The 14,861-nt window shown below is 31.8% G+C and carries 14 protein-coding genes; all 14 read left to right on the forward strand.

The genetic code is table 11. The annotated features are described in order from the left end of the window. The first annotated feature begins 181 nt into the window (after positions 1 to 181). On the forward strand, positions 182 to 1,618 hold the full coding sequence (gene ricT / locus ABMY20_RS13695) for a regulatory iron-sulfur-containing complex subunit RicT (protein WP_349265572.1): 1,437 nt from the start codon (positions 182 to 184) through the stop codon (positions 1,616 to 1,618). Further along, positions 1,608 to 2,093, forward strand: coding sequence for a gliding motility lipoprotein GldH (locus tag ABMY20_RS13700; protein WP_073182415.1), 486 nt, complete (start codon positions 1,608 to 1,610; stop codon positions 2,091 to 2,093). The genes ricT and ABMY20_RS13700 overlap by 11 nt, the downstream gene beginning before the upstream one ends. After that, positions 2,093 to 4,369: a transglycosylase domain-containing protein gene (locus ABMY20_RS13705; protein ID WP_349265573.1), complete on the forward strand. Its 2,277-nt coding sequence runs from the start codon at positions 2,093 to 2,095 to the stop codon at positions 4,367 to 4,369. Before ABMY20_RS13700 ends, ABMY20_RS13705 begins: the two co-directional genes overlap by 1 nt. A gap of 59 nt (positions 4,370 to 4,428) precedes the next feature. Further along, a complete protein-coding gene (locus ABMY20_RS13710; protein ID WP_073182417.1) occupies positions 4,429 to 5,130 on the forward strand; it encodes a CoA transferase subunit A in 702 nt (233 codons plus the stop codon). A 2-nt stretch (positions 5,131 to 5,132) separates the two neighbouring features. Beyond that, entirely contained in the window at positions 5,133 to 5,786 is a 654-nt protein-coding gene (locus ABMY20_RS13715; RefSeq protein ID WP_073182418.1) for a CoA transferase subunit B, read from the forward strand. A gap of 65 nt (positions 5,787 to 5,851) precedes the next feature. Next, positions 5,852 to 6,613, forward strand: a complete 762-nt coding sequence (locus ABMY20_RS13720) for an exodeoxyribonuclease III (RefSeq protein WP_159488815.1) — start codon at positions 5,852 to 5,854, stop codon at positions 6,611 to 6,613. Positions 6,614 to 6,620: 7 nt separating this feature from the next. Beyond that, positions 6,621 to 8,129 carry a LysM peptidoglycan-binding domain-containing protein gene (locus ABMY20_RS13725; RefSeq protein ID WP_349265574.1) on the forward strand — a complete coding sequence of 503 codons (1,509 nt, stop codon included), beginning with the start codon at positions 6,621 to 6,623 and terminating at the stop codon, positions 8,127 to 8,129. A gap of 27 nt (positions 8,130 to 8,156) precedes the next feature. Beyond that, the gene (locus tag ABMY20_RS13730; RefSeq protein WP_073182420.1) at positions 8,157 to 9,149 is read left to right on the forward strand and encodes a DUF4837 family protein; all 993 of its coding nucleotides are present in this window, start codon (positions 8,157 to 8,159) and stop codon (positions 9,147 to 9,149) included. Positions 9,150 to 9,263: 114 nt separating this feature from the next. Next, a complete protein-coding gene (locus ABMY20_RS13735) occupies positions 9,264 to 10,736 on the forward strand; it encodes a DUF5687 family protein (RefSeq protein WP_349265575.1) in 1,473 nt (490 codons plus the stop codon). 20 nt (positions 10,737 to 10,756) lie between these two features. Beyond that, positions 10,757 to 11,452: an ABC transporter ATP-binding protein gene (locus ABMY20_RS13740; RefSeq protein ID WP_349265576.1), complete on the forward strand. Its 696-nt coding sequence runs from the start codon at positions 10,757 to 10,759 to the stop codon at positions 11,450 to 11,452. Positions 11,453 to 11,546: 94 nt separating this feature from the next. Next, on the forward strand, positions 11,547 to 13,778 hold the full coding sequence (locus ABMY20_RS13745) for a tetratricopeptide repeat protein (protein WP_349265577.1): 2,232 nt from the start codon (positions 11,547 to 11,549) through the stop codon (positions 13,776 to 13,778). 19 nt (positions 13,779 to 13,797) lie between these two features. Next, on the forward strand, positions 13,798 to 14,205 hold the full coding sequence (locus tag ABMY20_RS13750; RefSeq protein WP_047788147.1) for a polymer-forming cytoskeletal protein: 408 nt from the start codon (positions 13,798 to 13,800) through the stop codon (positions 14,203 to 14,205). Beyond that, positions 14,174 to 14,404 (forward strand): AtpZ/AtpI family protein, encoded by a 231-nt coding sequence (locus ABMY20_RS13755; RefSeq protein WP_159488822.1) that lies wholly within the window; start codon positions 14,174 to 14,176, stop codon positions 14,402 to 14,404. The genes ABMY20_RS13750 and ABMY20_RS13755 overlap by 32 nt, the downstream gene beginning before the upstream one ends. Next, positions 14,397 to 14,777, forward strand: a complete 381-nt coding sequence (locus ABMY20_RS13760; RefSeq protein WP_073182425.1) for a DUF6168 family protein — start codon at positions 14,397 to 14,399, stop codon at positions 14,775 to 14,777. Before ABMY20_RS13755 ends, ABMY20_RS13760 begins: the two co-directional genes overlap by 8 nt. Positions 14,778 to 14,861: the final 84 nt, after the last annotated feature.

Below are 14,861 nucleotides of genomic sequence, written 5' to 3' on the forward strand. Positions count from 1 at the left end.
AGCAGCATTTTTTTTAACAAAAAAATCAATTTCCACTTTTCATTAGAATATGTATCTTTACAGATTAAGGATAGTTGTTATAAAGTAAATTTTATACAGCTGAAAATCAAATAATAAAAATATTTTTTGATACTGTAAATACCACAGGTTTAAAAAATATTTCAAAAAAATATATTATCGTATGAGTTGTAGCAGTTGCTCAACTAACAAAAGCGGTGTGCCAAATGGCTGTAAGAGTAACGGAAATTGTGCTACAGGTACATGTGGAAGTGGAAATAAGCTCGCTGTTTTTGATTGGTTATCAAATATGACTTTACCTTCAGGTGAAGCACCATTTAATATTTTTGAAGTCCGTTTTAAAAATGGACGAAAACACTTTTATAAAAATCCTGAAAACTTAACCCTTTCCATGGGAGATGTGGTTGCAGTTGAAGGATCTTCAGGGCATGATGTAGGTATTGTTTCTTTAGCAGGAGAGCTAGTAAGAGTTCAAATGAAAAAAAGAAAAATTACTGCAGATAGTGATGATGTAAAGAAAATTTACAGAAAGGCATCTCAAAAAGATATTGATGTTTGGCAAGAAGCCAGAGGAAGAGAGTTAGAAACACAACGAAAAGGAAGAGAAATTATTAGCCGTTTAGGGTTAAAAATGAAACTTTCTGATGTTGAATATCAAGGAGACGGAACCAAAGCTACTTTTTATTATACAGCAGACGAACGTGTAGACTTTCGTCAGTTAATTCGTGACTTAGCTAGTGCTTTTTCTATACGAGTAGAAATGCGTCAGGTAGGAATGCGCCAAGAAGCAGCTCGTTTAGGAGGAATTGGTTCTTGCGGTAGAGAATTATGTTGCTCTACTTGGTTAACCGACTTTAGAAAAGTAAATACAGCAGCAGCCCGTTATCAGCAACTATCATTAAATCCATTAAAGTTAGCAGGACAGTGTGGTAAACTAAAGTGTTGTTTAAACTACGAATTAGATACGTATTTAGATGCATTACAAAGCTTTCCGAAGCAAGATAAAGTGCTAAAAACAGAAAAAGGAGATGCTGTTTTCGTTAAAATGGACATATTCAAAAAATTACTTTGGTATACCTACAAAGAGGAAAGTTTTAAATGGTATAAACTATCGTTAGATCAAGTTCAAGAGATTATAGAATTAAACAAAAATAATGAACTTGCGTTACCGTTAGAAGAATATGAATTGGAGATAGCTGAAGAGGTTTCTGTCGATTTTGAGAATGTTGTAGGTCAAGATAGTTTAACGCGTTTTGATGCACCTAAAAAAAGTCGTAAAAACAGTAGGCGTAGAAAAAGAAAACCAGCAAATAAAGCGGAAGTAGATAAACAGCCACAAACAAATAAAAGGCAAAAGAAAAAACCACAAGGAAAAACGGAAAAAACTGAAGGAGGCCAAAAAACAGAAAAAAAGAGAGTTGATAAAAGGAAACCAAGACCTAAAAACAATCCAAAAACTAGAAAGCCAAAACCAGAAAGTAAAACAACTGATAAACCACAAGGACAACAAAAAAAACCGAGAAATCCCAGAAGAAAAAACAACAATCAACGAAAAAGAAATAATAGCGATAATAAAAACAATACCAATAATGAGAAGTAAAATTGGCATCATTTTTTTAGTAGCCATACTATTAGCTTCATGCGACTCAAATAGTGAGTTTGACAATTATATTGCGCTTCCTAAAAGCTCATGGAATAAAAAAAATGCAATACAGTTTACATTTCCAATTAATGACTCTATTGGTAAGAAAAATCTTTTTATAAACCTTAGAAATAATAAAGATTATGCATACAGCAATCTTTTTTTAATTACGCAAATGAATTTTCCTGACGGACAAATAATCATAGATACATTGGAATATGATATGGCAGACGTTACAGGGAAATTTTTAGGACAAGGTTTTACAGACATTAAAGAGAATAAACTTTTTTATAAAGAAAACATAACGTTTCCCCGAAAAGGAGAATATACTTTTAAGGTTCGACAAGCCATGCGAAAAAATGGAAAGTTGGAAGGAATTGAAGAATTAGAAGGAATAACTCATGTAGGGTTTAGAATAGAAAAAATAAAGTAATGACAGAGAAAAAAACAACAAATTTTAGCAAGTACATTAAATGGTTTTGGGGTATCATTTTAGGAGGGTTCTTATTTGTTTGCCTACTATTTTTACTAGCTTCTTGGGGAGTGTTTGGTGCACTACCTACTTTTGAAGAGTTAGAAAACCCAGAGAATAATTTAGCTACAGAAATTATTTCAGCTGATGGTAAAACTTTAGGTAAGTACGCTGTTGAAAACAGAACACCTATAAAATATAAAGACATTCCACAAAATATGGTAAAAGCGTTAGTTGCAACAGAAGATGAGCGTTTTTATGAACATTCAGGAATTGATTTTAGAGGAACAGCAAGAGCCGTTTTAAAACCAGGAAGTGGAGGGGCGAGTACAATAACCCAACAACTAGCAAAAATGTTGTTTACAGGAAAAGCTTCTCGCAATATTTTCAAAAGAGTACTTCAAAAGGTGAAAGAATGGGTAGTAGCTGTTAAGCTAGAGCGTCAATACACTAAAGAAGAAATCATAACCATGTATTTGAATAAATATGACTTCTTAAATCAAGCAGTAGGTGTTCGTTCAGCAGCTCGAATTTATTTTGGAAAAGAACCCAAAGAGTTAGATATAGAAGAATCTGCAATGCTAGTAGGAATGCTTAAAAACTCTTCCCTTTTTAATCCTTTAAGGAGAAAAGAGATGGTAAAGCAACGAAGGAATGTTGTTTTAAAGCAAATGAATAGAAGTGAGTTTATTACTTTAAAACAAAAAGACTCATTACAAAAATTAGGTCTAGGACTTAATATAAACAGAGAAGGACATAGTGACGGTTTAGCAACATATTTTAGAGAGCATTTAAGAAGTATCTTAAAAGAGTGGGTTAAAGAAAACCCAAAACCAAATGGAGAAGAGTATAATATTTATAGAGATGGATTAAAAATTTACACTACTATAGATTCTCGTATGCAAAAATATGCTGAAGAAGCGGTTTATGAACACATGGAAAACCTTCAATCATATTTTGATAAAGAACAAAAAAGAAATAAAAAAGCTCCTTTTTATGATATAGGGAAAAAGGACATAGAAAAAATAATAAGAAGAGCAAAGCAAAATTCAGACCGTTATAAGCGAATGAAAGCAGCAGGTAAGTCTGAAAAAGAAATAGATAAGGTGTTTAACACAGCTACTGATATGCGTATTTTTACGTGGAAAGGTGAACGTGATACAGTAATGACTCCTTTTGACTCAATACGTCATTATAAACACTTCTTGCGTTCAGGTTTGGTGTCTATTGAACCTCAAACAGGCCACATTAAAGCATGGGTTGGAGGAATTAATCATAGATACTTTAAATATGATGCAGTTGAGCAACAAAAACGCCAAGTAGGTTCTACATTTAAACCTTTTGTATATGCTACTGCAATTAATCAATTAAAAATGTCACCTTGTGATAAATTACCAAACACACCATACACCATTCCGAAGGAAAAATATGGAATGCCAGAAGATTGGACACCAAAAAATGCAGGAGGTAAATATGGAGGTGAATTAACGTTAAAAGACGCCTTAGCAAAATCAGTAAATGTGATTACAGCACAATTAATTGATAAAGTCTCACCTATAAATGTAGTTCGACTAGCAGAGTCTTCAGGAATACAATCCAAATTAGAAGCAAATCCGTCTATTGCATTAGGAGCAATTGATTTATCTTTATTAGAAATGGTTAGTGCATATTCAACTTTTGCGAACAAAGGGTTACGTGTTAGTCCACTAATGGTTACTCGAATTGAAGATAAAAACGGAACAGTTTTAGAAGAGTTTGTTCCTGAGACAAAAGAAGTGTTAAGTGAAGAGTCAGCTTATGTGATTTTAGATTTAATGAAAGGAGTAACTCAAGTAGGTTCCGGAGCTCGTTTAAGATCAACATGGACATCAGGAGGAGATGCAGTAACAGGTTTCCCTTATAAATTTACGAATCCTATTGCAGGTAAAACAGGTACAACACAAAATCAATCAGATGGTTGGTTTATGGGAATGGTGCCAAACTTAGTAACTGGAGTATGGACAGGAGGAGAAGATAGAGCAACACACTTTGCAGGACTAAGATATGGTCAAGGGGCAACAATGTCACTACCAACATGGGGAATATTTATGAGAAAATGCTATGAAGATAAAACGCTAGAGGTTAGTAAAGGAAATTTTGAAAAACCTAAAGATATAAGTATTAATTTAGACTGTTCAAAAGTTGAAGAAGCTAAAGAAGGAGAAGAAGAAACAGTACCAGACGATACGGATTTTTAGTAAATTGTAAAGTATTTAAAATCTCACCTAGTAGGATAAAGCTTAAAACAACAACTATAATGATAAATAAAAAAGTAAATAACGTACAAGAAGCATTGCAAGGTGTGCAAGATGGAATGACCTTTATGTTAGGAGGGTTCGGTTTATGCGGAATACCTGAAAATGCTATTGCTGAGTTAGTAAAAATAGGAGTAAAAGATGTTACTTGTATTTCTAATAACGCAGGAGTTGATGATTTTGGCTTAGGGTTGTTATTGCAAAATCGTCAGATAAAGAAAATGATTTCTTCTTATGTAGGAGAAAATGATGAATTTGAGCGTCAAATGTTATCCGGAGAATTAGAAGTAGAATTAACACCTCAAGGAACTTTAGCCGAGAAATGTAGAGCAGCACAAGCAGGATTTCCAGCATTTTATACTCCAGCAGGTTATGGAACAGAGGTAGCAGAAGGAAAAGAAACTCGTGAGTTTGACGGGAAAATGTATGTATTAGAGCCAGCATTTAAAGCAGACTTTGCTTTTGTAAAGGCATGGAAAGGTGATGCTGCTGGAAACTTAATTTTTAAAGGAACTTCAAGAAACTTTAACCCTAATATGTGTGGGGCAGCTACAATTACAGTTGCTGAGGTTGAAGAGTTAGTTCCAGTAGGAGAATTAGATCCAAATCAAATTCATATTCCAGGAATTTTTGTACAACGCATTTTCCAAGGAGAAAAATATGAGAAGAGAATTGAACAACGAACAGTAAGACAAAGAAGCTAGTTATGTTAGATAAAAACGGAATAGCGAAAAGAATCGCAAAAGAAGTAAAAGACGGATATTATGTAAACCTTGGTATCGGAATTCCAACATTAGTAGCCAATTTTGTTCGTGATGATATTGAAGTAGAGTTTCAATCAGAAAATGGAGTGTTAGGTATGGGACCTTTTCCTTTTGAAGGAGAAGAAGATGCTGATATCATCAATGCAGGAAAACAAACTATAACAACTATGCCAGGAGCTAGTTTTTTTGATTCTGCTACTAGCTTTTCAATGATTCGTGGTAAACATGTACACTTAACCATTTTAGGAGCTATGGAAGTAGCTGAAAATGGAGATATAGCAAACTGGAAAATACCAGGAAAAATGGTAAAAGGTATGGGGGGGGCAATGGATTTAGTAGCCTCTGCCGATAACATTATTGTAGCAATGATGCATACCAATAAAAGAGGAGAATCGAAGCTACTTAAAAAATGTTCCTTACCATTAACAGGTGTAGGTTGTGTAACTAAAATTGTAACCAACCTAGCGGTATTAGAAATTAAAGACAGTAAATTTTACTTATTAGAAAGAGCACCGGGAGTATCTGTAGAAGAAATTCAAGCAGCTACAGAAGGAACTTTAATAGTCGAAGGAGACATTCCAGAAATGAATATTTAACAAAATTATAGGATAAAAAAAAGACGTAAAGTGTTAATCTTTACGTTTTTGTATTTTAAAAATAGATGAAAATAATCTCATACAACGTAAACGGAATTAGAGCAGCATTAAAAAAAGGGTTTATCGATTGGTTACAAGCAGCGAACCCTGATGTAATATGTATTCAAGAAACCAAAGCTCATAAAGAACAATTAGATGTAACTGAGTTTGAAAACGCTGGGTATCCATACCATTATTGGTTTTCAGCAGAGAAAAAAGGGTATTCATCAGTAGCAATTTTTTGTAAAGAAGAACCAAACCATGTAGAGTATGGTACAGGAATAGAATCTATGGATTTTGAAGGGAGAAATCTTCGTGTAGATTTTGATGAGGTCTCTGTAATGAGTATGTATTTACCTTCAGGAACTAATAGTGCTCGATTAGACTATAAGTTCAACTACATGGATGAAATTTTAACCTATGCTACAGAGTTAAGAAAAGAAATTCCTAACTTGGTTATTTGTGGAGATTACAACATCTGTCATGAAGAAATAGATATTCACAACCCGAAAATGAAAGGAGTATCTGGGTTTTTACCAGAAGAGCGTGAATGGTTAGGGAAGTTTATCAATAGTGGATTTATTGATAGTTTCCGCCATTTACACCCAGAAAAACAAGAGTATTCTTGGTGGAGTTATCGAGCAAATGCAAGAGCGAATAATAAAGGTTGGCGTATTGATTATAACATGGTAACAGAAACTTTAAAAAACAAAATTTCAAGAGCGTATATTTTACCAGAAGCAAAGCATTCAGATCATTGCCCAATTGCAGTTGAATTAGATTTATAAAACCAACATGAAGAAATTACTAACACTACTACTTTTTACAACTTCAATTTTTGCGCAACAACCTGTTGATAGTCTTTTTATAGCTAAAGACAGTATTGATGTTGTGGTAAATGACTCTATAAACTTATCGCAAAACCAAGAGCTATTTTCTACAGAAGATTTAAAAATAATTGATAGTTTACTAATTGAAGAAAAATTCAACTCATCATTGTTTGATAGTATTCAATATGTAATTAACGATAAAGATATTTTAGGAAATACAACCACAATTCTAACAACAGATTTATTAAAGAAAAGATTACAAGACCTAAACGTAAAAACACCGTTTCATTTAGAGTATAATCCTGCGTTAGAAAAAGTAATAAACAGTTATTTAAAATACCGAAAAAAATACTATCCAGCATTAATGGCTCGTGCTCAATATTATTTTCCAATGTTTGAGCAATACTTAGATCAATACGACATTCCGTTAGAAATGAAATATTTGGCTATAGTTGAGTCAGCGTTAAGACCAGACGCTCGTTCTTGGGTAGGAGCTACAGGTTTATGGCAGTTTATGTATGGAACAGGTGTTCAGTTTGATTTGAAAGTAAATTCGTATGTAGATGAACGTCAAGATCCTGTGAAATCAACAAAAGCAGCTTGTCAATATTTAAGTCAATTATATAAAATATTTGGTGATTGGGATTTAGCTTTAGCAGCATATAATTCGGGTCCAGGAAATGTATCAAAGGCAATAAAGCGTTCTGGAGGATATAAAAACTATTGGAATATCCGCCCTTTTTTACCTCGTGAAACAGCAGGGTATGTACCAGCATTTTATGCAACGATGTATATTTTTGAGTATGCAGAAAAGCACCATATTTACTCTGAAGCACCGAAAATCTTCAATTTTGAGACAGATACAGTTCGTGTAAAAAGAACCATTAGTTTTGATCAGATTTCAGAAAAAACAGGGATAGATCCTGATTTATTAGCGTTTCTAAACCCGTCGTATAAGCTAGATATTATTCCATATGTAAAAGAAAAAAATTATGCAGTTCGATTACCTCGAAGAAACTTAATGGACTTCTTAGAAAAGGAAAAAGAAATATATGCTTTAGCAAATGAAGATGATGCTAAAAGAGAAAAGCCATTACCAAAGTATTTTGAAATGGATAAACGTATTCGTTACAGAGTTCGAAGTGGAGATTATTTAGGTAAAATAGCTAATAAATTTGGAGTACGAGTAAGTGATATTAAACGTTGGAATGGTTTACGCACACATCATTTAAAAATAGGTCAGAGATTAAGTGTTTATCCTAAAAGAATGGCTGTTCCAAAAAAGGTTTCAAAGAAAAAATATAAAGCACCAACAGGTAAGCATGAGGTGTATGTTGTTAAAGAAGGAGATTCATTATGGACTATTTCAAAAAAATATCCATCAGTTTCTGTTGATGAAATTAAAAAATGGAACAATATTTGGAGTGTTAAGAGTTTGAAACCAGGAATGAAACTTAAAATATTTAAAAGCTAAAAAAACAACTACTAAACACCACAAACTATGAATAAACTAATAGCATTATTTGCCCTGATTTTTATAACAGTTTCGTGTAAAAATAAAGGAGAGAAAAGCGACTATGTTTTACCAACATCAAATGGAAATACTAATAAAATATTAGTAGTAATTAAAGGAAATGATTGGGAAGGTAAAATTGGTGACGAAATTCGCTCTGTTTTTGGGGAGCATCAGGTAGGATTACCACAGCCTGAAACATTACTTTCAGTAGGACAAATAGACCCTATAGGATTTAAAGGTTTTATAAGGAATGCAAGAGCTGTTTTGATTCTTAGAGAAGGAGAAAAAGAAAAAATAGCAGTAGAAAAAAACAAATATGCTGAACCTCAAATTTTAGTTTATGCAACAGCTAAAAGTAAAGGAGCTTTGGTTGACTTGATTCGCAACAGAGGAAAAGAGATTATTAAATTATTTAAAGATGAAGATGTAAAATTTACTCAAAACATTTTTAAAAAAGAGAAATTAGACGAAAGCCAATTCAAAACAATAAAAAAATTAGGTATTTCATTAACCATTCCTGAAAGGTTTAAACTTGTTGAAGATACGGGAGACTTTTTATGGTTACGTCAACACTTAAAAAGCGGAATAGCAAGAGGAGATGGAACCAACAATATTTTAGTGTATAGTTATCCATTAGAAGATGAAAGCAAAGTAGAAGATAATATAACAAGAATGCGCGATACGATTGGTAAAAAATATATTCCAGGAAGTAAAGAAGGAATGCACATGATTACCGAACAAGCATATACGCCATTTACTTTCGATGCAGAAATTGATGGAAGAAAAGCTTATGAAACTAGAGGTAAATGGGAAGTAAAGAATGATTTTATGGCAGGACCGTTTATTAATTACTCGATAATTGATAAAGAAAACAACCGTGTTCTTGTTTTTGAAGGCTTTACTTATGCACCTTCAGTAAATAAAAGAGATTTTATATTTGAGTTAGAAGCAATAGCAAAATCTTTAAAAATAAAATAAAAGATAAATCATAACAACGGTAGAAAAGCATCAATTTAAAAATTGATGCTTTTTTTATGTAACAAAAAGTTGTAGAAAAAGACAAATAAGATAATCAACCAAATACAAAACCAAATGATTGCACATTTTTTAAAGTTAGAGTGGAAGCAGTTTTTTCGCTCTTCTTATTTCGGAAAAAGTATTGCATTAAAAATTATCATGGGCTTTTTTGCATTGTATATGCTAGTTTCATTTTTAATGATAGGAATAGGAGGGTATTTTTTCATTAAAAAAGAATACCCAAATACAGATCCACTTTTTTTTGTGAATGGATTTCTTGTTTTTTTACTACTTGGAGATTTAATTTTTCGTTACTTAATGCAAAAATTACCAGTACTAAACATTAAGCCGTTTCTAAACTTACCGGTAAAAAAAGAAAAGTTAGTCCATTTTGTATTAGGAAAATCAGCAGTGTCATTCTTCAATATAATGCCGTTGTTTTTTTATGTGCCTTTTTCAATAGTATTAATAGGTCAAGGCTATGATATTATAGGGGTTTTAGGATGGTTGTTTTTAATGGTTATGCTAGTGTTAAGTGCTAACTACGTAAATTTTTTAATAAATAAAAACAATTATGCACTAGGAGTAATGATTGTTGTACTAGCAATATTGTTTTTTGGAAATAAATACCAGCTGTTTAACGTAAATGATGTGTTTGCTCCTGTTTTTCAATCAGTATATAACCTTCCTGCTTTTGCATTAATAGGAGTGGTTCTATTGATAGGTTTATATTATATAAACTTTAAATTATTAAGAGAAAAAGCATATTTAGATGACGCTATAAAAAGTAAAGAAGAAGTAGCAAAAGAATCAGACTTATCTTTTGTTGATAGATTAGGAGATGTCGCGCCATTTATTAAAAATGATATTCGTCAAATTTGGAGGAATAAACGTACCAAAACGGTATTTTTTATGTCGTTTATATTTCTTTTTTACGGAACTATTTTCTTTGGAGAAGAAACATATCGAGAAAAAATGCCTGCTTTCTTAGTCTTTGCAGCAATTTTTGTGACAGGAGGTTTTACGATAAATTATGGACAATTTATTCCTGCGTGGGATAGTGAGTACTACAACATGCTTATGAGTCAAAATATTCGTTACCGAAAATTCTTAGAAAGTAAATGGTATTTAATGGTTGTAATGTCAGGAGCATTATACCTATTGAGTATTCCTTATGCTTATTTCTATGGAGTAAATATTTTTTTAATGATAACCGCAGGAGCAATATTTAATATTGGTTTTAACTCGCTCTTTTTGTTATTTGCAGGTTCTTTTAACCGAAAACGTATAGACCTAAATAAAAGTGGGTTTTCAAATTATCAAGGAACCAGTGCAACCCATTTTTTAATCATAATTCCCATAATCGGAATTCCTATGTTCTTATTCTGGGTTTTCAATAAGTTTGTCAGCTTTAATGCAGGAGTTTTAGCAATTGCTATTGCAGGAGTACTAGCATTAGCGTTCAAAAATTACTTTATGAACTTTATAGAAAAAAGATACATTAAAAGTAAGTATGCAGTAATACATGCATTCAGTCAAAAATCATAACAATCCAAAAACTAAACAAAATGATATCTATACATAATATTTCAAAAACATACGGAAGTACACAAGTTTTAAACATAGAAGAGTTGAATATTCCAAGCGGACAAGCTTTTGGGTTAGTAGGGAATAATGGAGCAGGAAAAACAACTTTGTTTAACCTGTTATTAGATTTAATTAGACCAACTACAGGAGAGATTGTAAATAATGAAGTAATTGTAAACAAAAGTGAAAACTGGAAAACATTTACAGGGTCGTTTATAGATGAAACTTTTTTAATAGGATATCTAACACCTGAAGAATATTTTGATTTTGTTGGAGATTTACGCGGGATGAATAAAGCTGATGTAAAAGCTTTTTTAGCTCAGTTTGACGAGTTTTTTAATGAAGAGATTTTAGGAAAGAAAAAATACTTACGAAGCTTAAGTAAAGGAAATCAAAAGAAAGTAGGTATTGTAGCTGCAATGATGGGGAATCCACAAGTGATAATTTTAGATGAACCTTTTGCAAACTTAGACCCTACAACACAAATTAGATTAAAAAAAATAATTAAAAAACTTACAGAAAATAATGATGTAACTGTACTAGTTTCTAGTCACGATTTAAGTCATGTAACTGAGGTATGTGAACGTATAGTAGTCTTAGATAAAGGAAATGTAGTAAAAGATATAAGCACATCGCAAGAAACCTTAAAAGAGTTAGAAAGCTATTTTTCTGAATAAAACAGTGTATAAATCATCTTATAATTATTATTTTTACCTCTTTACGTACAAAAAATACAATTATTACGTTGTTGTACTGTAAAAGTAATAGTATATGAAAAAAGGGGTAAATATAATAGTATTCAGTGTTTTAGTAGCTATTGTGTATTCGTGTAGTGTTAAAAAGGATGCTTTTTTAAATAGAAGTTACCATGCTGTTACTACTAAATATAATGTGCTTTTTAATGGAGAGCAAGCGTATTTAAAAGGACTTGAAGAAATTCAAGAAAAGCACGAAGACAATTTCTGGAAACGCTTACAAATAGAACCTATAACTTTTGATGAAAGTAAGTTAGCTACGAAAGTACTTACACCAGGTACAGGATTTAATACTGAAGAGAGTGAAGAAGACAAAAACCTAACTCCTTTTGAAAAAGCAGAAGAAAAAGCAATAAAAGCCATTCAAACACATTCAATGAATATTAATGGCTATGAAAAAAATAGCCAGATAGATGACGCTTATTTATTGTTAGGTAAATCAAGATATTATACCCAGCGTTTTATTCCAGCATTAGAAGCCTTTAACTACGTAATAGTTAATTATCCAAAAGCAAATTTAAATTATGAAACAAAAATTTGGAGGGCGAAAACAAATATTCGTCTAGGTAATGAAAAAAGAGCTATAGAAACATTAATGTTGTTATTAGATGTTTTAGATGAGAAAGAAAAAATAAATAAAACGGTAAAAGAACAAGCTTATACAGCCATGGCAATGGCATATGAACAAACCGATACCATTCAAAAAATGGTAGATTATTTAAAATTAGCAACTAAAACACGTTACAATAAAGAGCAAACAGCAAGAAATATGTTTGTGTTAGGTCAGGTTTACAGCGAATTAGATAGAAAAGATTCAGCAAGAATGGTGTTTCGAAGATTATCAGAATTTAAAAGAGCACCAGACAAGTTCCGTATTCGAGCAAATATTGAACTTGCTAAAAATACTCCAAATGATTCAACATCAATATTAATGTTGGCAAGGTTAAGAAAACTGATTAAAAACTCTGATAACCGCAAGTTTTTAAACGAGTTATACTACCAAGCAGGGGTGATTCAAGAAGGGAGAAATAATCCTGAAGCGGCAGCAGAATATTATAAAAAATCTTTACAAGCGAAGCATAACAACAATTACCAAAAAACATATGCGTATGAACGCTTGGCAAATATAGCTTTTGAAAAAGAGAATTATTTGTTAGCAGGCTCATATTATGATAGCGTATTGCAGGTGGTTTCCAAAGAGTTTGATCAAGAAAAAAGAATTCGTAGAATTCGTAGAAAGAGTAAAGGGTTAACAACTTTAAGAAAATATGAGGAAACTGTTAAAAATAACGACAGTATTCTTAGTTTAGTTGGAATGACGCTAGATGAAAGAACTTCTTTTTTTGAGACATATATAGAAAAAATAAAGAAAGAAGACGAAGAAAAAAGACAACAAATGCTCAATGCTCAGAACTTTGGAAATGGTTTTGGAGGCGGTGTATCTATAAATAATAGTGCAAATAAAGGGAAGTGGTACTTTTACAATACTCAAGCATTAGGATTTGGAAGAGCAGATTTTCAAAAAATATGGGGAACACGCCCTCTAGAAGATAACTGGCGATTATCAGACAAATCTATTAGCGTCACAGAAGATGTGTCTGATGATACTAATGGAAAAAAAATCAACAAAAGATACGAGCTTTCAACATATCTTGAAGCTATACCAACTGATGACAATGTAATTAATGACCTTGTAAAAGAGCGAAATGATGCATTATATCAATTAGGACTAATTTATAAAGAGCAGTTTACAAACACTACACTAGCAATTAAAAACCTAGAACGCTTAAGACAGGTGAGTATAAATAATAAGTTGGAACTGCCAATAAGTTACCACTTGTATCAAATATATAAAAAGCAAGGAAATGTAGCTAAGTCAAATGATTATAAGAACATTATCCTAGAAAAGTATCCAGAAACAAGTTTTGCTCAAATAATTTTAAACCCAGATAAAAAACTTGTTAAAAAGAAGAAAGAAGATGAGGTTTTAAATAAGTATAAAGAAATATATTATTTATATAAAGAAAATAAATTTGAAGAGGTTGTTAGTGAAATAGATAAATTTTCAAGTACACTAAAAAATTCAAATTTAATCCCTAAATTCGCACTTCTAAAAGCCTTGGCGATAGGTAAATATCAAGATAAAGAGACCTATAAAAAAGCGCTAGAGTTTGTTGCAGTTAGTTATGCTACTACTCAAGAAGGTAAAAAAGCAAAAGAAATTATAGAACTATTAAATAAAGCATAACCCCTTAAATTCCCCGAATATGTTTGGTAAAGAGAGTAAAAAAACAGGAGAAAACAAAGTTGCAGAGAGAAACATTATAGGAAAAAACACTAAAATAATAGGTGAGATTATTTCAGAAGGAGATTTTAGAATAGATGGAATATTAGAAGGAACCATAGAAACTAAAGGAAGAGTAATAATTGGAAATACTGGTTTAATTAAAGGAAAGGTTGAATGTACTAATGCAGATATAGAAGGAGAGTTTTCAGGAGAGCTTTTTGTTTCAAACACTCTTACAGTAAAATCTTCAGCAAATATTAATGGTGATGTAATTATAGGAAAATTATCTGTAGAACCAGGAGCAGAATTTAATGCCACTTGTGCCATGAAAGGAGCGGTAAAAGAACTAAATAAAAATGAGCAAGGACTCAAAGAAAAAACCGCTTAATAAATACATACGATTCACAGGAATCGCACTTCAAATGGGATTAACTATTTACCTAGGAAGTTTGCTAGGTAAATGGTTAGACCAAAAATATCCAAACGACAACCAACTTTACGTAAAGATTTGTACACTTGCAGCAGTTTTTGGTGCTATTTACTCTGTAATACGCCAAGTAATTAAGATAACCGACAATAATGAGTAAACGAATTTTAGTATTTTCTTCTATTATATTAGTTTTAGGTATAGGAGGCTTCTTTTTAAACAGTTTTTTGCTTTCTAATGCGGGTGTAACACTTTCTTTTTCTGTATTACAAGTATACTGTTTTAATGTAATAGCAACTATTTTAATTTATTCTTTAATAGAATGGGTACTTGGATATTTACCAAATGAAACAGGATATTTATATTTAGGAATGTTAATGGTAAAATTCGGAATTTTTATTCTACTATTCCAAAAGAGTATTTTTTCAGAAGCAGGGTTAACAAACCCAGAAAAAGCAACCTTATTAATTCCTATTATGGTCTTTTTAGCTATCGAAACTGTAGCATTGTCAAAAATACTTAACACTAAATAGATGAGTTGTTTATGGCGATGTGTGGTGTTCTTTAAAACTAAGCAAAAAAAGGGTTTGTAGTTTTAATTAAATGTGTACCTTTGC

Source organism: Tenacibaculum sp. SSH1-16 (assembly GCF_040104435.1).
Taxonomy (GTDB): Bacteria; Bacteroidota; Bacteroidia; order Flavobacteriales; family Flavobacteriaceae; genus Polaribacter; species Polaribacter mesophilus.